The sequence below is a fragment of the Beijerinckia indica subsp. indica ATCC 9039 genome, from assembly GCF_000019845.1.
GTDB lineage: Bacteria > Pseudomonadota > Alphaproteobacteria > Rhizobiales > Beijerinckiaceae > Beijerinckia > Beijerinckia indica.
Genome location: NC_010581.1, coordinates 416,881 through 437,371, shown reverse-complemented (window position 1 = coordinate 437,371; position 20,491 = coordinate 416,881). Strand labels below are relative to the sequence as shown.

General features: G+C 54.8%; 12 protein-coding genes, 1 tRNA gene and 2 pseudogenes. 4 read left to right on the top strand and 11 right to left on the bottom strand.

Translation table 11 applies throughout. The features are described 5' to 3' along the window. Positions 1 to 76 precede the first annotated feature (76 nt). Positions 77 to 1,696 (bottom strand): glycerol-3-phosphate dehydrogenase/oxidase, encoded by a 1,620-nt coding sequence (locus tag BIND_RS01920; protein ID WP_012383389.1) that lies wholly within the window; start codon positions 1,694 to 1,696, stop codon positions 77 to 79. A gap of 333 nt (positions 1,697 to 2,029) precedes the next feature. On the opposite strand from BIND_RS01920, the gene BIND_RS01915 reads away from it, so the two are divergent. Next, on the top strand, positions 2,030 to 2,815 hold the full coding sequence (locus BIND_RS01915; RefSeq protein ID WP_012383388.1) for a DeoR/GlpR family DNA-binding transcription regulator: 786 nt from the start codon (positions 2,030 to 2,032) through the stop codon (positions 2,813 to 2,815). A 618-nt stretch (positions 2,816 to 3,433) separates the two neighbouring features. Then, a complete protein-coding gene (locus tag BIND_RS01910) occupies positions 3,434 to 3,763 on the top strand; it encodes an integration host factor subunit alpha (RefSeq protein WP_041778326.1) in 330 nt (109 codons plus the stop codon). 235 nt (positions 3,764 to 3,998) lie between these two features. Here BIND_RS01910 and BIND_RS21155 read toward each other — a convergent pair. Further along, positions 3,999 to 4,115: pseudogene (locus tag BIND_RS21155) on the bottom strand (DDE-type integrase/transposase/recombinase); the annotation flags it as partial. Positions 4,116 to 4,151: 36 nt separating this feature from the next. Here BIND_RS21155 and BIND_RS19930 point away from each other — a divergent pair. Next, positions 4,152 to 4,949, top strand: a complete 798-nt coding sequence (locus tag BIND_RS19930) for a TIGR04325 family methyltransferase (RefSeq protein ID WP_012383386.1) — start codon at positions 4,152 to 4,154, stop codon at positions 4,947 to 4,949. Positions 4,950 to 5,321: 372 nt separating this feature from the next. Here the strand turns inward: BIND_RS19930 and BIND_RS01900 are convergent. The 5 genes from BIND_RS01900 to BIND_RS01880 all read right to left on the bottom strand — a co-directional run bounded on the left by BIND_RS01900 (position 5,322) and on the right by BIND_RS01880 (position 11,818). After that, a tRNA-Gly gene (locus tag BIND_RS01900) sits at positions 5,322 to 5,395 on the bottom strand. A 53-nt stretch (positions 5,396 to 5,448) separates the two neighbouring features. Further along, a complete protein-coding gene (pdeM, locus tag BIND_RS01895) occupies positions 5,449 to 6,159 on the bottom strand; it encodes a ligase-associated DNA damage response endonuclease PdeM (protein WP_041778324.1) in 711 nt (236 codons plus the stop codon). Between the two features lie 70 nt (positions 6,160 to 6,229). Then, complete coding sequence (locus tag BIND_RS01890) at positions 6,230 to 8,773, bottom strand: ligase-associated DNA damage response DEXH box helicase (protein ID WP_012383384.1); 2,544 nt, start codon at positions 8,771 to 8,773, stop codon at positions 6,230 to 6,232. A 9-nt stretch (positions 8,774 to 8,782) separates the two neighbouring features. Then, on the bottom strand, positions 8,783 to 9,790 hold the full coding sequence (locus tag BIND_RS01885; RefSeq protein WP_012383383.1) for a zinc-dependent alcohol dehydrogenase family protein: 1,008 nt from the start codon (positions 9,788 to 9,790) through the stop codon (positions 8,783 to 8,785). 159 nt (positions 9,791 to 9,949) lie between these two features. Continuing rightward, on the bottom strand, positions 9,950 to 11,818 hold the full coding sequence (locus tag BIND_RS01880) for a M3 family oligoendopeptidase (protein WP_012383382.1): 1,869 nt from the start codon (positions 11,816 to 11,818) through the stop codon (positions 9,950 to 9,952). 332 nt (positions 11,819 to 12,150) lie between these two features. Here BIND_RS01880 and BIND_RS01870 point away from each other — a divergent pair, with 332 nt between their 5' ends. Further along, complete coding sequence (locus tag BIND_RS01870) at positions 12,151 to 14,472, top strand: TonB-dependent receptor (RefSeq protein ID WP_050763880.1); 2,322 nt, start codon at positions 12,151 to 12,153, stop codon at positions 14,470 to 14,472. Between the two features lie 92 nt (positions 14,473 to 14,564). On the opposite strand, the gene BIND_RS19925 is transcribed toward BIND_RS01870, so the two are convergent. The 4 genes and pseudogenes from BIND_RS19925 to BIND_RS01850 form a co-directional block, all read right to left on the bottom strand. Then, positions 14,565 to 15,293 carry a GNAT family N-acetyltransferase gene (locus BIND_RS19925; RefSeq protein WP_012383380.1) on the bottom strand — a complete coding sequence of 243 codons (729 nt, stop codon included), beginning with the start codon at positions 15,291 to 15,293 and terminating at the stop codon, positions 14,565 to 14,567. A gap of 593 nt (positions 15,294 to 15,886) precedes the next feature. Then, a pseudogene (locus BIND_RS20415) lies at positions 15,887 to 16,650 on the bottom strand (IS5 family transposase). Positions 16,651 to 16,729: 79 nt separating this feature from the next. After that, on the bottom strand, positions 16,730 to 18,892 hold the full coding sequence (locus tag BIND_RS01855; protein ID WP_050763879.1) for a TonB-dependent receptor: 2,163 nt from the start codon (positions 18,890 to 18,892) through the stop codon (positions 16,730 to 16,732). Between the two features lie 464 nt (positions 18,893 to 19,356). Continuing rightward, a complete protein-coding gene (locus tag BIND_RS01850; RefSeq protein WP_012383377.1) occupies positions 19,357 to 20,382 on the bottom strand; it encodes an ABC transporter substrate-binding protein in 1,026 nt (341 codons plus the stop codon). Between the last annotated feature and the right edge of the window lie 109 nt (positions 20,383 to 20,491).

The following is a 20,491-nucleotide window of genomic DNA, read 5'->3' as shown; positions in this document are numbered from 1 at the left end:
GCCGCCTGCATCGCCCCTTTGTAAGCCTATGCAACGGCATACATGCCTCTCTGTTACCCCGCCCGGAAAAGGACCTTCAAATGGCTTCACTCAGCCTTTGTTCGACCTCGGCCGCCTCGTTGGCGCAACGCTGTTCATCCCAGGCCAATTCAGTGGCGAGCATGGCAATGACGCGGGGGGCTGCTTCGCGTGCCGCCTGGCGGTCGAGCAAGGCCAGCGGCAGACGCCGGGCCAGAACATCCATGGCGGAAAGAGCCGCCTCAAACCGCGCGCTATAGAGAACTTCCGCTTCAAGATAGGGATGGAGCGGATGCAACAGCGTTTTCATCGCGGATGTGTCCACGCAGCCCAAAACCTGTTTGGCCCTGTCGCCATAGGCCTGATGCAGATGAGCCGCCGTCTCGGGCGAAAGACCAAAGGTCGATGTAAGCGCCGCAGCGCCGCCTGCAGCATCGAAATGGCGCGCACCAACCAAGGGCAAGTCAAGTGTGCGGCATTTGCTGTGTGTGGGCAGGCTGAAACAGGCAATGGCATGATCGACCGTCTGTTCGGCCATCTTGCGGTATGTCGTCCATTTGCCGCCGCAAATCGTCACAAGGCCGCTCTTGCTCACTTCGATAATATGATCGCGCGCAAGCCGGGCTGTATCCGCCGCCTTGGGATCGCTGACCAGCGGGCGCAGACCGCACCAGACTGATAGAAGATCAGCTTCGGTGACATTCATGTTGAAATATTTCCGTACGTGCCGGAGCAGATAGTCTATCGCCTCCTGGCGCGCCTGCGGATTTTCTTCGATTCTGGCTGGCTCATCAGTGGTGCCGATCAAGGCATGCCCCTGCCAGGGAAGCACGAACAACAAACGCCCATCTTCAGTTTCTGGAATCATCAACCCCGTTTCAGTCGGTGCGAAACGCCGGTCCAGAACAATATGAATGCCGGAACTTGCGGTGAGTATGGGGGCGGTTTCAGGATCGGCCATGAGACGCAGGGAATCGGCGAAGGGGCCGCCCGCATTGATGATCGCGCGCGCTTTTATCTCAAAGCTTTTTCTGCTTTCCCGGTCATGGACCGTCGCGCCCCTCAATTTGCCCTTCTCATGGGTCAAACCGACCACATCGAGCCTTGTCGCAATCACCGCGCCCTGTTCCACGGCAGTCAGCGCCAATGTCACCGCCATGCGGGCATCATTGAATTGCCCATCATAATAGAGGACAGCCGCTTTCAAGCCTTCAGCCTTCAGCATGGGAAAGCGGCGCAAGGCCTCGGCGCGGCTCAAGAGGCGGCTTCCACCAAGGCCAAGTTTTCCGGCCAGGCGATCATAGAGATAAAGGCCGGCGAAGACATAAGGCACATCGAACCAGCGATAGAGCGGCGATAGAAGGGCCAGGCGATGGGCGAGATGGGGGGCATTTTTCAGGAAAATGGCGCGTTCGCGCAGGCCATCGCGAACCAGGTTGAACTGCACGCGGTCAAGCCGGCGGATCGCTAGTTCCAGATAGCGGGCGCCACCATGCACCAGCTTGGTGCTTTTGCTGCTGGTCCCTTCAGCGAAATCATTGCGTTCGACCAGCGCCACTTTCAGCCCGCGGCTGGCCGCATCAAGCGCCACGCCACAGCCTGTCGCACCACCACCCACGACCAGGAGATCAAATGTCTCACCGGCCTGAAGGGCTTTGAGAGCCGCCTGCCTGTCCATATCCCTCCCCGCAATCCACGACCATGCCCAATATTCGTTTTCGAACATAAACGAAACTAAAAACTGAAACCATGGTCTTTATTGGATAATTTTCCGAAGATTATGAACAATAAGAAACCCTATTCAAGGAAAATTTTCGTTTTCAAACATAAATCCTATAACTTATTTTCGTTTGCGAATGGCTAAGCCAAGGCCTGCAAGAGGTCAAACGGCCAAGCCCATCCCCTTTCACTCTCGCCAAATCGCAAGAAACGAGAGCCGACGAGCCCTTTTCGATTATGGTAGAATTAAATGAGGAACATTTTCGCGCGACTGCGCGATTGAGGCATTCTGATGAGCAGCGACAGCCCGGTTCTCAAACCCCGGCAGGCAACAATTCTTGAACTGGCGCAAAAAAAGGGCTTCGTCTCCATCGACGAACTGACACAGACATTCAACGTCACGCAACAGACCATCCGCCGGGACATCAATGAACTTTGCGAAAGCGGCCAGCTACGCCGCTATCATGGTGGCGCGAGCCCCAGTTCAACCGTCGAAAACAAGGATTACGCAACCCGCCAGATCTTGTGCCTCGAAGAGAAGCGCCGCATTGCCCGGGCCGTCGCGCAAGTCATTCCTGATCACGCCTCGCTCTTGATCAATATTGGCACCACCAATGAAGAGGTGGCAAAGGCGCTTTGCCAACATAAAGGGCTGCATGTCATCACCAATAATCTGAATGTCGCCTCGATCATGAGCAGCAATCCCGGTTTTGAAGTCGTCATAGCGGGCGGGATAGTGAGGCCGCGCGACCGCGGCATCATTGGTGAGGCAACCATCGAATTCATCCGGCAATTCAAGGTCGATTTCGGAATTATCGGTATCTCCGGCATTGATGAGGACGGTCAATTGCTAGATTTCGACTATCGCGAAGTCCAAGTCGCCCGCGCCATCATCGATAATGCAAGACAGGTCTTTCTCGTCGCCGATCATACGAAATTCGGCCGCAACGCCATGGTGCGCCTGTGCCATATGTCACGCATCCATGCGCTCTTCACCGACAAACAGCCTCCCACCGCGATCAGCACCATTTTGGCCGAGAGCGGCGGCGCTTTATACATTGCTCCCGCTGGCTCTTGAGGGGGCTTGGCGTTTCCTTCTATCTTCACTCTATCAACACCAGCAGCGAGATCCTTTATCAACAAAGTTATTGTATGAACCGATGGATCTTCTTCATCGGCAGCATCCTCGCTCGGTTCAGGATCAGGACAATGAGGGGCAGGAACTCGCGACCCTCATCACGATCATCTTCCATCATGCCCTATGTTCGCACAATATTATTGTAGATATTCAATTTTAATAATCATTTTCTGATATAACAGTAGAATTTCGATATATTTTCTTTCGGCTTTGATCTTGTTTTTCTCTGAACATTTGTGGATTGTCTGCGCGCTTAGCCGCACTGTTCATCGCAGTAATTACATTCATAAATGTATCCGGCGCGATGAACTTTTAATTGTACCAAACCAAACCCACATTATCAATGCAGATGCTCGTTATCGATGACATCGTATGCATGCGGATTATGATGCATTTTGGATCGAACGGCATGGCATTAGCCATCTGCTTGGATACAGACTGCCTTTAAATCCTGTGTCGAAAACGGAGCGCAAGGCCGATTATGCAACGAGCCGAAAGGAAGGGATGATGCCCGCTGAACAGCAAGACACAGAAGCGGTCGCGGATTGGCGGAACATCATGCCTCGCGGGTTTAGCCTCATCACCGTAACCCGTAAGGATCTGGCATCTTCAGTCTACGATTGCATTGGGATCTCCCGCAAGGATGCTGATCGGCTGGTCACGGAGGTTTTATCGGAAATCACTGAGGCTCTGGTCAGGGGTGAAAATGTCAGGCTGGCATCCTTCGGCAATTTCGAGATTCGGGCCAAGACTCAGAGGATCGGGCGTAATCCCCGCACCGGAGTTGCCGCCGTCATTCCACCACGCCGTGTGCTGAAGTTCAAAGCATCAAAGGTTCTATTGGACAGATTGAACGGCGATTGCGTCACAGGTAATGGCAAGAAATAGCCCTGATTGCAAAAATTTGTATACGAATACAGAGAAATATTTTGCTGCCGTGATTTTAACGTTTTCTCGACTTTTAAAAGACTGAAACAAATAGAGATCAGATCATTCTGTTCGTGGACGAGCAAGGCCTGCTTGACCCGGAAATGGCCACTCTCGATGCTGCATGTGTTTAGTAATCTGGTTTGGTTCTTGCGTATGTAACTTTGCTTCTCCGTTGCCTTAATGGTGGACGGGAATGTTTTGCACCATCGGTGCCGACGCTGTCAGGCGCCAACAACGGCTCATCTTTCAACATTTTATGGAAGAACCGTTTGGCACAAACCAGATCGCGATGCGCCGTGAGTAGGAAATCAGTTTTGGTCGCCTCGCTCTTCAGGGGAGAACGACAATGTCCTCACTTCCTTCTTTATCAAAAAAAATACTCTGGAACCTTCCAGTGGCCGCACAATTGCGGCGGAATGGATTTCTAAACTCTTATTTCCGCAAAGGCTTCGGGCGTCACTGGGGACGATTTGAGACTTTTGAAGAGGCACGTGATTTTCTACCCTCTTCGAAGCGCGTAACTTACGATAATGATGAGATTGTTCCCATTAATCTTGAATCGTTTGCTACGATTCATAGTTTCGATTGGCCTGTGCTTTTCTTTCTACAGAGAATTTTCAATGAAAACGCTTTGCGCGTGATTACAGATTTCGGCGGTCATATTGGTAGCAAGTATTACGCCTATAAGGACATGCTGACCTTGCCAGCAGATTTGTGTTGGCAAGTGGTGGATGTGCCTGCCGTGGTACGGGAAGGCAGGCGCCGCCTAACTGAAACACCGACCTTGCACTTTTATGAAAAGCTTGAGGAGACACAGGCCTGTGACATTCTGCTCTGTTCCGGCGTCCTTCAATATGCAGAATTATCGATTGACGAGATCGTCGCCCGTTTACCCAAACGGCCGGCCAGGATCATCGTCAACAAAGTTGCTCTCTCGGAAAATGAAAGCTTCTATACGCTCGAAGACTTTGGCAAATATAGAATGCCCTATCATATCCTGGCCCCTGATGCCTTAAAGGAAAGCCGTCTTCGGCTTGGCTACACCCTTCTTGCTCATTGGCCTATTCCAAGCCGCGATTTCATCGTTCCTTCAGCCAAGGGCAAGGACCATGTCTCGATGGTCGGGGAAGCCTGGATGTTATGAAGGCTCCAAAACTCCGTGGTTATATCCCTCAGGTTTACTGAGATCGATTGAACAATGATCGATTCTAAATAATTATGATCGATGACAAGTTAAAGCCGAGGCAATTTGCAGGATCTTATCCCCACAAACAATTTGATAACCAGCAAAAACACACATTATACAACAGTAATATTCTTAATATTATAATATATTCTCAAAATCGAAATTTGACGACCGTTCGCTACATAAGCGCGCGAGGTCGCTGGCCTTCGGGCTGAGCACCGGGAAGCGAAGAACAACTCGTAAACAGCAATGAGGAACGCGATAGGGAACGTGGGGAACGCGAGTTCAACGGTAGAGCGAAAATATCTCAGGCATTCCAGCATTTTGGAATGGAGCGGGCGAAGGGAATCGAACCCTCGTATGCAGCTTGGGAAGCTGCCGTTCTACCATTGAACTACGCCCGCGTTGACTGCGATATTAGCCCGCTTATGCTCCCGTTTCAATGGGGCTCCGCTTCTTATTCTTCCAGGCAATGGCGTGCGGGAAAGACATATACGCCCTTTTGGCCGAGGACATGGGCTTCCGCGTCCTTCAGGGAAAAGAGCGCGGTGAAGGCTTCGTCACGGATATTGAGCCCGCCGGCATAAGCGCCGAAAGCTGGCAAGATGCATCTTCGTCCATCGGTCAGAAAACAGCGGCGGCGCACCACGCCGCCGCGTCCGCGCACTTTAGCCACCGGATGCAAATGCCCGGCAAGTTCCCCTGTCCCGTCCCGCCCCTCCATGGGCACATGCCGGAGTGTGAACGGGCCAAGACGGAGTTCGTCCAGGAAAATTCCGCCTATGCCCAGGGGCCGCTCAGCGTCGTGATTGCCAGAGATCCAGATCCATTCGCGGCCTTGCTGCAAAACCGCGAGCCTTTCGCGGTCTGCCGGGTGGAGACGTTCCCCCGCACCCTGGTCATGGAAGGAATCACCCAGAGCGATAAGGCCACGTGGTGCGTAAAAACGCATGAGAGCGGCAAGATTCCCGAGCACCTGGCGCGTATCATAGGGCGGCAGGAAAACGGCACGCGTGGCATAGGCCGAGCCTTTTTCAAGATGCAGATCGGCCACGATCAGCAGCCTCTCCTCTTCCAGGAAGAGCGCGCCCGAAGGATCGGCAACAAAGTCTTTGTCGCCGATGGCAAGGGCGGCGCGCGTGGTCGTTCTGGCAGGATTCTGGCTCACGGACAAAGCTTTACAGCACAATCACAATCCCTGAAATTATTCGCCCTGAAATTATTCGCGCGGCAAGAGGTCAGGGCGCCATCGCTTCCGCCGCCAGATCCGCCGCGGCTTCGGCCAAAAGCGCATCCTGGGCCTCGCCATAGACCCTTTCACGGCCGATTTCGAGCATGATCGGCACGGCGAGCGGCGAAATATGCGTCAAGGGCTGATGGATGATTTTATGCCGCACACGCGCCAGCATTAGCCCCAATCGTTCGAGATCAAGAAGGCCGGTCGCCGCATCGGCACGGGCCGCTCGCAACAGCACATGGTCAGGTTCGTGCCGTCGCAAGACATCATAGATGAGATCGGTCGAAATGGTCACTCGCCGCGACTCTTGCCGCCCAGCTTTCTGTTTGCCCGGGAAATTCCGCTCGATCAATCCGGCGATGATCGCGCAATTACGGAATGTGCGTTTCATCAGAGCCGATTCATGCAGCCATTCCTCGAGATCATCGCCCAGCATATCCTTCGCGAAAAGCGCATTCAGCGCATATTTATTGTCCTCGCACCAGGCGCCGACATCGGCGCGCGACCAAACACACAGAGCATAATCATTGGCGACGAAGCCGAGTGGTTGCAGACCGGCCCGTTCCATTCTTCGTGTCAACAACATGCCAAGCGTCTGATGCGCGAGACGGCCCTCAAAAGGATAGGCAACGAGATGAAAATGACCACCCCGCGCGAAAGTTTCGACAAGCAAAGCCTCAGGGGGTGGCAGACGGGAAACATGTTTCTGCAGCGCCAACCATTCGACGACCTGCGGTGGCAATTGGTTCCATTCCTCGGGAGTCGAGAGCAATTCGCGTACGCGTTTGGCAAGATAGGTCGAGAGCGGAAACTTGCCACCGGCATAAGACGGAATTTTCGGCGTCTCGGCGTGACTGCGCACCACCAAGGCTTCATCGCCCGCAATCCCTTGGAGTGCCAGAATCTCGCCGCCGAAAAGAAATGTATCCTTTGGCCGCAAAGTCTCGATAAAATAGTCCTCGATCTCGCCGAGTATTCGGCCACCGCGCCGCAATGGGCCCGTATAAGCCGTCTTGAGCGGCTGACCGCTTTTTCGCCGTCCCCCCTCCGAGCCCGGCACAAGGCGGACCCTGAGCATGTCGGCCTCGACAATTGTCCCACAATTCATGCGATAGGCCTGTGCCACACGGCCATTGGCTATGCGCCAGCGCCCGTCTGGCATGGGCTTGAGCTTAGCGAACCGTTCATAAGCCTTCAACGCATAGCCACCATGGGCCGCAAAATTCAGAGCCGCGTCGAAATCCTTTCGGCTTAAGCCCGCATAGGGCGCGGCCGTGATCACTTCTTCATAAAGCCTTTGCGGATCGAAAGGACCGACACAAGCCATGCCGAGCAAATGCTGACACAAAACATCGAGCGCGCCAGCGCGTGCAGCAGCCGTATCCTGCGTGCCGGCGCGCGCCGCTTCCACGGCGGCATGACATTCGAGCACTTCGAAGCGATTGGCCGGCACGAGAAGGGCGCGGGACGGTTCATCCAGGCGATGGTTCGCCCGGCCAATCCTTTGCGCGAGCCGGCTCGCGCCCTTGGGCGCGCCGACATTGATCACGAGATCGACGGCCCCCCAATCGATGCCAAGATCGAGCGTTGACGTACAGACCACCGCCTTGAGCCGGTTTTGTACCATTGCCGCTTCGACCTTGCGCCTTTGGCCGGCATCAAGCGAGCCATGATGCAAGGCAATCGGCAAGGATTTCTCATTAATGCGCCAGAGTTCCTGAAACACATATTCCGCCTGGGCGCGCGTATTGACGAAAACCAACGTCATGGTCGCGGCCTCGATCGCGGCATAAATCTCACGCAGCGCATGGGCGGCGCTATGGCCAGCCCAAGGCAAAGCATTGTCACTGTCAAGAATGCGTAAATCGGCGGGAGCGCCGGGGGGCGCCGTGATCAATGTGGCGAGGGCATTTGCATCTTGTTGCGAGACGAGCCAGCGTTGCAAATCCTCCGGCGCGCGCACGGTCGCCGAAAGGCCCGTGGTCCGCATCATGGGCGCGAGCGTACGTAGCCGCGCGAGGCCGAGGCTCAGAAGATCGCCTCGTTTCGAGGGCGCGATCGCATGCAATTCATCGAAAATAACGCGTCGCACATCGGCGAAGAGATGTTCGGCATCGGCTGTGGCGAGCAGCAACGTCAGTTGTTCCGGCGTCGTCAACAGCATATCCGGTGGCTGACGACGCTGACGCAGACGCTTGGCGGTGGATGTATCGCCCGTGCGTGTCTCAACCGTAATCTTGAGGCCCATTTCGGCAATCGGCATTTGCAGATTGCGTTCAACATCGACCGCAAGCGCCTTCAGAGGCGAAATATAAAGAGTATGCAGCCCATCACGATTGCGCTTTTGTTCCAGATCGACGAGGGAGGGCAGGAAACCCGCGAGCGTTTTGCCGGCCCCCGTCGGCGCGATCAGAAGCGCATTTTCCTGCTGTTGCGCCAAAGCCAGAAGATGCTGCTGATGTGCCCGCGGGCTCCAGCCGCGCGCCGCGAACCAGGCGGCAAAACGCGGCGGCAACGGCTCTTTCTGAATGAGCCCGCGCTTCATCAAAGGAGGCTAAAACTCCAAAACAATCTTGCCAAAGTGCTGGCCGGATTCCTCATACAGGAACGATTGAGCCATATCAGCCAGGGCGAAACTCTTGTCGATCACCGGTTTCAGGCCATTCTCCTCGATGGCGCGGATCATCTCGATCTGTTGACGCCGGCTGCCGACGATCAAACCCTGGAGCCGCGCCTGTTTGCCAAGAAGCGCCAGCGTCGGTACTTCGCCGCTAAAGCCCGTGAGAATACCGATCATGGCAATATGGCCACCGATCCGCACCGCCGCGATCGATTGCGGCAAAGTGCCGGGACCACCGACTTCGAGCACGTGATCGACACCACGGCCACCCGTCAAGGCGAAGACTTTCTCACCCCAATTGAGTTCCTGTTTGTAATTGATCGTTTCGTCGGCGCCGAGCGCGCGCGCCCTTTCCAATTTCTCATCAGAGGATGAAGTGATGATCACGCGTGCGCCCATCATTTTGGCAAATTGCAGCCCAAAGATGGAAACGCCGCCAGTGCCAAGCGCCAGGACGGTATCGCCAGCTTTCAACCCTCCGTCACCGACCAGGGCCCGCCAGGCGGTCAAGCCGGCGGTCGTCAGCGTCGCCGCCTCGGCATGGCTATAGCCTTTTGGGGCCTTGGTAAACCAGCTTGCCGGGCGCACGACACTCTCGCGCGCATAACCATCGACACCATCGCCTGGCACGGTTGCAAAGCCGCTGGCCACGGGCGCCCCTTCCTGCCAGAGCGGATAGAAGCAAGACACGACTGAGTCACCGACCGCGAATTCCCCGACGCCATCGCCCACGGCTTCCACGATACCCGCCCCATCGGCCATGGGGATGCGCCCGTCTTCCGTCGGCATGACCCCGATGGCAACGCAATAATCATGATAGTTCAGTGAATTCGCGTGCAGGCGCACGCGAATTTCACCGATCCCCGGTGCACCGGGATCGGGCTGTTCGACAAGGGCCAGATGATCGAGACCACCCGGCGTTCGAACCACGACTGCACGCATGCATTCTCCTCATTCTGTCTGCGTCTGAACGATCCGCAGTCCGCCTACAGCATCACACCGAAAAGTTGTATCCCTTTTGGGATCAATTCGATGCGATGAGAAGACCTCAGAGCATCGCTCATGCGCCCGATTGATCGAGCGATGCTCTATTGCCCCTCTCTATTGTCCCTCAAGGCTTTCCAGTTCGCCGATCATACCCTCGATCATCGAAAGGCCAATCTGCCAGAAGGAGGGATCACGCGCATCCAGTCCAAAGGGCGCGAGCAATTCCGCATGATGCTTGGTGCCACCCGCCGACAACATGGCGAGATAACGTTCGGCAAAACCCTCGCGGGATTTTTCATAGACGCCATAGAGAGAGTTCACCAGGCAATCGCCAAAGGCATAAGCATAGACATAGAAAGGCGAATGAATGAAATGCGGAATATAGGCCCAGAAGGTCTCATAACCCGGCCCCAGCTTGATCGAGGGACCAAGGCTTTCCGCCTGCACACTCATCCAGAGTTCGCAGACCTGTTCGGCGGTTAGTTCTCCTTCACGACGGGCTGTATGCAGTTTACGCTCGAATGTATAGAAAGCGATCTGCCGCACGACCGTATTGATCATATCCTCGACCTTGGCCGCAAGCATGGCACGGCGCTCGGTCACATTGGTCGTGCGGGCCAGGAGAGTGCGGAAGGTCAGCATTTCGCCGAAGACGGAAGCCGTTTCGGCGAGCGTCAACGGCGTCGGCGCCATCAAGGCCCCATTCGGCCCGGCAAGCACTTGATGCACACCATGACCAAGTTCATGCGCAAGTGTCATGACATCACGCGGCTTGCCAAGATAATTCAGCAAGACATAGGGATGCGCGGAAGGCACGGTCGGATGCGCGAAGGCACCCGGAGCCTTGCCGGGACGCGCCGGCGCGTCGATCCAGCCATTGTCGAAGAAGCGTTTGGCAATACCCGCCATATCGGCAGAGAAAGCGCCATAAGCATCAAGCACCGTGTCGCGCGCCTCGGCCCAAGGATAGGTCTTGGCGGCGATATTGGGCAAAGGCGCGTTGCGATCCCAATGATTCAACTGGTCCAGTCCGAACCATTTTGCCTTGAGCTTGTAATAGCGATGCGAAAGACGTGGATAGGCGGCATGAACCGCCGCCACCAGCGCATCCACAACCTCGCGCTCGACCCGGTTCGACAGATGACGGGAATCGGCAATATCCTGGAAGCCGCGCCAGCGGTCGGAAATTTCCTTATCCTTGGCGAGTGTATTCGAAATCAGCGTGAAGGTCCGCAGATTGGCCTTCAAGGTTTCGGCAATCGCGTTGGCACCCTTTTCGCGGACTTTCGTGTCCTCGTCCTGCATCAGGTTCAGGGCCAGTTCCAAGGTCAGTTCCTGATCATCAACCTTGAACCGCAAGGCGGAGATGGTCTCATCGAACAAACGGTTCCAGGCGCTGCGGCAGGTCACCGATTTATCGAGAAATAATTGCTCGAGTCTGTCATCGAGCTGATGTGGCTTTTCCTTGCGGATATCCTCGATCCAGGGCCGGTAATGTTCAAGCGGCGTGCCCTTGAGAGCCTTTTCGATCAAAGCGTCGTCAAGACGGTTCAATTCGAGCTCGAAGAACAGGAGATCGGAAGAGGCCTTGGTGATTTCCTCATGTGTGTCACCATAGAATTTGGCGCGCGCCGCATCGCTCGTATCGCCGTAATAATGCAGACCGGCATAGGACATGAGCCGGCCAAGCAATTCCTCAACCGTCTCATAGCGGCGCACGGCCTCGATCAGGCCCGTGCTGGAAGGATCCATCGCCAATGTTTCCAGCCGGCCCTTATAGGCCTCCGCAAAAGCCTTAGCCTCGGCCACGGCATGGGCGAGATCGCGCGCGAAAAGGGGGGAATCCGGCGCCGGATAGAGATCGGCGAGGTTCCATTCCGGCAAGGTCCCAAGCGCAACGGCGGGCGCACCCTGCCCCGCTTGGGCAGGATCTCGTGGAAAATCAAGGAAGTTGCGGGACAGCAAGGAATGAATGAGAGACATGGAAGCCGCCTCGAAAAAGGATGGTCATGCCTTCATATCGGATCGCTTCCCAGCGGATCAACCATCAAGACGCCTTTCGACCAGCCAGGACGTGGCCCTCAAGAGATCCCCCAGCAAGAGAGAGATCCATATCAGGCAGGTGTTGGTTGATCGGAGGAAACTGATTTCCACAAACCGCCACAAGGGGAAATACATTCCATCAAATGTCTGCATAAAGATAAAATCGACTTGACGAAATAACCACGATCCTATTCCCTATTGAATACAAACAGGCCATTGGCTTGGCGCATTGTCCGTCTCGCGTCATGGCGTTTCATGGGGGCGAGATAGGGTTGAAACAACGCGGTTTTCTTATCCATTGGTCACATCTATCCGTCATTACCCTGCCCTGTCTGGCGATGGAAGCACACGCACAGACCGCGATCGTCGATAACGGATTGGAACTTCCTGTCGTTCATGTGCAGGCTGCGTCAAACCGGCCGGTGCTTGCCGGGACTATCCCGGATACACCGGAAACCGCCTATGAGGTCAGCAACAAAGCCATCAATATTCTGTCGCCCGGCGGCAGCGCCAATGCTTTCCGTGCTGTTTCCATCCTACCCTCGGTTTATGCCCCGGCCATTGATCCTTATGGTCTCGCGAATATTCCCGGCAGTAACAAAGGCATAAGGATCAGGGGCGAGGCCAGCTCACACGGCAATAGCATTAGCACAGTCGAGGGCATTCCCCTTGGGGGCGTCAATCCGGGCCCCGGTTTCCAATGGCTGTTTCCCACGGAAAACGTGGACAGTATGCAGGTTTATCAGGGTCCGATCGCGCCGGATAAGGGCAGCTTTTTCACCACGGCGGGCGCGATCAATACACAGCTTCGCTGGGGAGAAGACAAACCCGGTGCCGAGATCACCCAGGGCTTTGGCTCCTTCAATTTCTTCCGTACTTTCGCGCGTGTCGATTCCGGCGCTCTTTTCAACGGGACGACGCATGCCTTTGCGTCGGGCTCCTGGACCGATGCGGAGAATTGGCGCGGACCGGGCAAAGCCGCCAATGGCAACACAACCGCCTCTTTCGGCCTGAGTACGAAAATCACCGATCAATTCGATGCAAGACTCTATTTCTCCTATGCCAATATGCAGCAGAATACCTATCGGCCCCTCAATTATATGCAGACGCAGAATCTCGGCCTTTATCGCTTTTATGATTATTCCGCCAATCCGAATGCCGGCATCGCTTATTTCAACAACAACCGGCAGAGCTTCGAGGATTGGGTGATCCTCTCCGAACTGACCTATCATTTCAACGAAAACACTCAGCTCACCGTCAAACCCTATTATTTCAGTGAGAAAGGCGCCTATTACGACGGCATGGCCAATGGCATGGTCCGCAACTGGCTCCTCGACCATGATTCCTATGGTTTGACGAGCGAGATTTCCACCCGTCTCCTCGAGACCGATATGAAGCTCGGTTATTGGTGGACGACGATGCAGCTGCCAGGTCCGCCCAATGCCTGGAAGATGTATATGCCTAACGCCTATGGCGGCTTGAATTTCAACATGTGGTCCATTCTCGCCCAGGCGACGACCCGCAATGAATTCCAAAGCGCCTATGCCATGATGGACAAGAAGATCGGCCCCCTGCATTTGCAGGCCGGAGCCCGCTACATGTGGGAGAATATCCCCGGCATCAATGCCTTCAATACGATGGGCGTCAGCGATACTTCCTATAATGCCGCCATTGGCATGGCCCCCGGCATCAACGGCATGCGAAGCGTTTCAAGCCATGTGTTCGGGGCCTTTCTGCCCTATATGGCAGCAAGCTATGACCTGACCCCAAATTTGCAGGCGAATATGAGTGTCGGCGCCAATTACGGCGCACCGTCCTTCGACATTTTCCCTGCCTACCAGCAGAATGCCGCAACTTTCCAAGCGAAAGGCATTAGCGCAGACCAGCTATGGAGCACTTTGAAAGCCGAAACCTCGACCAATATCGATGTTGGATTGCGCTGGACCTATGAAAGCCCCGATATTGGCACGGCTTTGCTCGAACCGCGTTTCTATTACGCCAAATATGCCAATAAGGGTGTATCCTTCGATCCCGGCATCGGCGTCGCCTATAGCCAGAATGTCGCCGACACCCATGCGATCGGCGGCCAATTAATGGCGCATTGGCTCCCGCGTCCGGAACTCGATCTCTTCGCCTCGGTTGGCTATACACGGAATGTCTTCGACGCCAATCTGCCGACACTCCCCGGCGCTTCCGCCGCGACCATCATGGCGGCTGCGGTCAAGGGCACGCAATTTCCCGATGTTCCCAATTGGACCATGGCGGCCGGCCTCAATTGGTCTACACGCGACCCCTGGCTCGGCGACGGTCAACTCACGATCTCACCGATCATCAATTATATCAGCGACAGATGGGGCGATACGACCCGTACACAGCATCTTTCCGGCTATGCCACGGTCGATCTCAATATTGGTTATGATTATCAGACCCCTATTGGCCTGTTCAATGCCAGCCTGACAGTCACCAATCTGTTCGACACAAGCTATATCGGCTACTTGAATACGAGCTATTATCAACAGGCTATGGGGACCAACGCTTATTATTATCCCGGCGCGCCGCGCGCCTTCCTGGGCCGGCTCGCCCTGAAGATTTGACGGTAAAGATTTTCTGGCATCATCTCGCCCGTGAGACATTAAAAAAGCCCCCTTCCATAGAAAGGGGGCTTTTTTTGATAGTTGCAGAACGATCAAACCGTCACTGAATGCCTCTCCGAGCTCGGATGCCTGGCTTCCTCGGCGGCGGTCAGAATGCGCTTCTGGAAATCGAACATGGCTTCCGTGAAACCGACGGAATTATCGATCAATTCCTCGATCAGCGATGTCGTGGACGGGGTCCGCGCGATCAGCTTGCCCGTCACTTCATCCGTCTCGAAAGTCAATTCCGTCGCGAATTTCCGTGCCAGACCGACCATTTTGGAATTATGCGCGAGGCAGGATAGATAAAGCGTATGGATGCGGCGATTGCGCGCGGCGAGGACAATCCGCTTCATGAAATTGGTCCCGACGCCCTGGCGCCGCCAGCCCTGTTCCACGCTGAAGGCCGCCTCCGCCGCACCTTCAGGCAGGAAGGAAGCCCCCATCGCCCGCAATTCGCCGGCACCGCGCACTTCGCCATCCACGACATAGCCATAGATGATTTCGTCAGGGCCGTAGCAGCTATCGACATAATGGTTGATTTGGGTATCGTCCGTAAAGGCCCCGAACCGTTCGAAACGGCTATCGGGATCGAGACGCAAAAGATGGTCGCGAAAGTGAGACATATCGCAGGCCCAGAGCCGACGGATCGTACCCTCTGCTAGCGCTTTCATCATCGTTTTAACCCAATCTTCCTGAAAGGCCTCCATCAGGCCTTTTTCGCGAAACGCACTGCTCTCCTTGTTCCCCTCTACGACCTTTTGCGGCCGAATTGCGCTCATGCTGAGCCGGCCGATCAGGCCGTTATCGGTTTTTCATATAATGAACCACAGATTCTAAATCAATGGTGAACGTCTTGCGCGATGAAAAGACGCCCCTTCTATGTAAGGCTCGCACCAGCTTCATGTCGTAACTCAACAAAAGAAGCTACGATAAAGAAAATTTTACAGATAACACTCGGCGCGAGAAAGCTCTTAAGAGACGTAAACACAAGGACACTTTGAAACTTCCTGCTCAGTTTTTAAGAAGTCAAAACAAGAGACAAGAAGCAAGGCTGATTACTTACGCTTCTCTTAGGATGGCCGACAACATAAGCTGGCCGTTTGGACCTTAATCCCTTGCTAAGCCGAAAGTTCGAGAAGCGGCCAAAAATCATTCCGGTGCCTCTCGGTCGCAGCAAGCGTGGCAATAAGCAAAGAGCGCGCCCGCTCGGTACGGGCGCGCTCTTTTAGAAGAAAAGTGGGATCAAACCAGCGTGAGGCTCTCATATCCACCCTCATTGAAGCGCACCCGTCGCGGTTCAATGGGGACAAGTGGATACGATTTAAAAAGTGACGTATCGAGAATCTGTCATTCTCGATACTAGGGCGTCGACTCATAAACTTTGGCACCAAATTCTTATCGCGACGAGTTTGATAGCGGCGAGGAAGTTGGCGGGGTCTTTGTCGTAGCGTGTTGCGATGCCGCGGAACTGCTTGATCCGGTTAAAGAACCGTTCCACGAGGTTGCGTTGCCGATAGACCCAACGCGAGAAGGAGAAGCTCCCCTTGCGATTGTCTTTTGGTGGGATGTTGGCCCAGGCTTTCCGCTCCGCCGCCTTGGCTCGGATAGCGTTGCTATCATAACCCTTGTCGGCCAGCAGGATGTCTCCTTCGCCGAGACCATCGGTCAACGCATCGGCTTCGGTGCAGTCCGCGACCTGACCGCCGGTTAAGCGGAGGGTGACGGGGCGCCCTTCGGCATCGACGAGAGCATGGATTTTGCTGGTGAGCCCGCCGCGGGAACGTCCCATGCCGCCATCGTCTCCATCCCCTTTTTTCCCGTAGCCGCGTGCTGGTGAACGCGAACACAGGTCGAGTCAATCATGACGATGTCACCGTCGTAAGCCTCTGAAACCGCGTCGAGAAGCCGATCCCAGACCCCGGCTTTCCGCCACCGCACAAAGCGGTTGTAGCAAGTGGTCGGTGGGCCGTAGCGCTCTGGAATCTCTGCCCAAGGCGAGCCCGTTCGGAACCGCCAAAGAATGCCATTCAGCACCCGCCGATCATCGACGCGAGCAACGCCACGCGGTTTGTTGGGCAATAGAGGCGACAGGATCCACCATTCATGGTCGGTGAGTTCGTAGCGGCGGCGCGTCATCTGGCTTCCTCTTTTGGAAGCCTTGAATCATGCAAACTGACAATCGCAAAGCGAATTTATGAGTTTACGACCTAGAAGATCAAAGGGTGAAATCCAACCCAGCGGAAAAAGTGCGGGGCAAACCGAGATAGGCTTGCGATCCAGCGCTCGTGGAAACACCACTCACGGGATAAATATTCGTCCAGTAAGACTTGTCCGTCACATTATTGACGTTGAACCGCGCCGTGATCCTGTGGCCATCCACCACGGTCGTATAGCGCAAGCCAAAGTCGAGCGTGGCATAGGCGCCGGACCAAATGGTGTTCGTTTCATTACCGGGACGGCCGCCCACATAATGAAAATTCGTGCTCAGCGCCAAGCCTTGGATGGTTGGCACTGTATATTCGAGGAAGAGATTGGCCTGTACGCGCGGAATATTGACCACATCCTTGCCTTCGATGCCTGGTGTCCCCGTATTGAACAGCTTCGGAACCAATTGCATGAACCCGCCCATCATGGACAGGTCATCAGTCAATTGCCCTGTCAGCATGACTTCCGATCCCCAGTTCACCTGGGTACCAAAATTTTGGTAAATCTTGTCAGCGTTCTGATAAGCCCAAGGCTGACTAATACGGAATCCATCGGCCGTGATCATAAAGCGGTCGTTGAGAGCGACTTTGTAGCCGAGTTCATATTGTGTGCTGCGATAAGGCGCCAATGTCTGGTTGGCATTGAGCGTGCCCGTGGGAGCCGTGTCACCCTGCTGCAAACTATTGGCATAAGTAAAATAAGCGGTCTGATTTTCACTCGGCTTGTACATCACACTCGCCGTCGGGCTCCATTCACCTCCGGTTTGAAAGCTGCTCGTTTTCTGGCCCAGGGCATTGTAGTTTTTGGACGTAAGCCAGGAAAAGCTCGAATTGAGCGACAAGCTCCAATGCTCATCAAACTTGATCGTATCCCCGCCGACCAAAGACTGCTGATCATTACGGGCAGATTTGTAGACCGCGCCACCGGTTTGATAAATGGGCGTCGCGAAAACAAAGGGATTATTGATATTAGCGGTACCGACGGTCACGCTATTCGTGCCGATACCACTGAAAGTGCCCCAGGTGAAACCGGTCGTGCCGACGAAAATATCATGACTGATATTACCGGTCATCACATGACCATTGAGAGTGGCAAGATTACTGATGATCGTGAATTTGGCAGCCTTCTGCGAATTAATCTGTGACGTGAATTGACCGTAATTATTGTTCAGCACATTGGTCGGCTGGTAGAGGCCACGCTCGACCGTCTGATCGAGCAAACCGATGGTCAGATTCCAATCCTGATTGAATTCATGTTTCAGCTTCGCACTGAATGTATGCGTCTCGTTCTGATTGCCCATGCCGGGGACACCAAAGCCGGCCGTCGAAGAGCTGGGGGCTTGTGGAAGATTGTAGATACCATTGCCATAGGTGAAGCTCCCCGGGAAGCCGAACCAATGCCAATCGTAATAGCTGCCATTCAATTCGAGAACGGTCGAGTCGCCGAAATGCAGATCGATCGCACCATCAAGGAGCGTCCGGCGCAGACTGCTGGTTGGAGCATAGCTTTGGCCGCCCGAATGGACGAAATTAAACCGGAAAGCCAGCCCTTCGACCCTGTCACCCACATCACCGAATACAGTGTTGTTGGAGATTGAGTCATATCCGTAGCTGATCGTCTGGAACGGCACGTCGGTCGGGCGCTTGGAAATGAAATTGAACGTACCCGTCGGGCCCGTTGGACCATACATGCCGCCAGCCACGCCATTGAGCATTTCAATTCGGTCGAATTGCTCAATCGGATAGCCGGTGGTGCTGATCATATTCAGCCCATCCATGCGGGTATTCTGGACGACGCCGGATTCAAAGCCGCGCGAGGAAATACGCCCGCCATCGGCGCCGCGGCTCATCTGCACGGAAGGATTGAATTTCAGCACGTCCGCGAGGTTGCGCGCCTGCTGGCTCCTGATTATTTCCTGCGAAATCACCTGAACCGAATGCGGCATATCCAGAGGCTTCTGATTGCCGGCCGGTCCCAGTTCAAATTTTTTCGGCGGCGTGATCACTCCAAAAGTCTCGCCGGCCGGAGATACATTGGTGGAGACGGCGGAGATATCAACTTCCGGCAAGGTCATATTGGAATTCGTTTTGGAAGTCGCACCAGGCACTGACTGCGCGGACACTGGAACGGCACTCATGCCCATCAGCACCGCGAAAGTCGAAGCCTGTGTCAAAAGCGGGCCCTTCCGTTGCCACCACACACGCCGATGAGCGGAATATTTCCTTTCGCCACAATCAATGGAAGGGTTCGGCTTTAACGTCATAGTTATCCGCTCGCGAAGTCATCAGAGATTAATTTTCTTTAATCCCTAAATCAGCCAGCCCGAGCCTTCTATGTATTTTTTTGCATCGCAGTTCTGCAGCTCTCTGATTTAACGCCATTTTTATGACGATTGCACAGCAACGAGCGAGGAAGAAAATTTAATTAAATCAGCATGATGTATGTTAAAGGAAGGGCTCCAACGAACGGCCTTTCGCTCCGATCTAAAAATTTTGTGAAGAGAGAAAGCGAGAGGATCGATGCTCTGTAATTTACAGGACATGCATCAATGTTGATCCGACTTGCCACAACTCTAGGCAAACGGATCAAATGGACGTGCGTCAAAAAACACGATGCAACGCGCTTGCGGCTCCAACCTCACTTCCCGGCGATAACCGCATCATAAAAGCTCGTGTCGAACAAGCTCGTCAGCTCAGGGACTTCGTCCAGCGTGCCGATCTTCTTCTGGAAGGCCAGCATGACTTGCGTGGCTTTCAAAATGACATGCGGATCCGCAACAAAATGGGTCGCCGGAGAAACCAGTGCCTGCCGAATAAGAGCTATATCAAGCATCCCCTTGCCGAGACTCGTTTGTATATCCGCAGCCGCCCGGTCGGGTTCCTTTTGAAGAAGCTCCACACCCCGTATGACACCTTTCACCAAGGTCCGCACGGCCTCGGGATTTTTCTGCGCGAAAGCCGCCGAAACAGCGACGACAGTCCCCGGTTGGCCGGGCAACAGGTCATCGCCAAGCGCCAGGATTTTGATGCCGGGATCACGCTGCTTCGCGACAGTCAGAATAGGTTCGCGGATCGTCGAGGCCTCAACGGAATTGCTGAGCAGGGCTTGGGTTGCGCCATCAATGCCGATTGAAACGATCCTGACATCGGCGGGATCGACGTGAGCCACCTCGCTCAACCAGTAATTGAGATTAGTGCTGGGAACGGAGCCCGCCGGCTGTGTCGCGATACGAACCGGCTGACCCGTCTTTTGCCGATATTGCTTGAACATTTCCGCTGGCGGCACATTTTGCGGCAGGCCGGCCGCGAATTTCGATCCCGCAACGAGGACATTTTCCGCGATCGCCGTCGCCGCCACCACACGCAGATCGATTCCATGGGCGCGTCCAACCGCCACGGGCGCTATTCCCGCAACATGCACATCAATCGTGCCGCTTGCTGCCGCCTGCATGACATCGGGACCCGATTCAAACTTCAGAAGATTGACCTTGAGGCCGCCTTCGTTGAACCAGCCTTCTTTTTCGGCAACATAAACAGGTGAGGCGCCGAGCACAGGAATAATGCCCGCCCGCGCGGCAATACTCTCCGCTTGCACGGGCCGCATGCCCAAAACGCTCGACGTCAAAAGGCCAAGATTGAGGCCACGTCGGGTCAACAAAGGCATATCCTGCTCCGTGGGAATCGTGGAAAGATGCATTTTGCGAAGCGAGATCGCATGCACGCGATTCCGTCTCGACTGGAGGCTTATTCTGTAGATTTTACGAAAAGAGGTG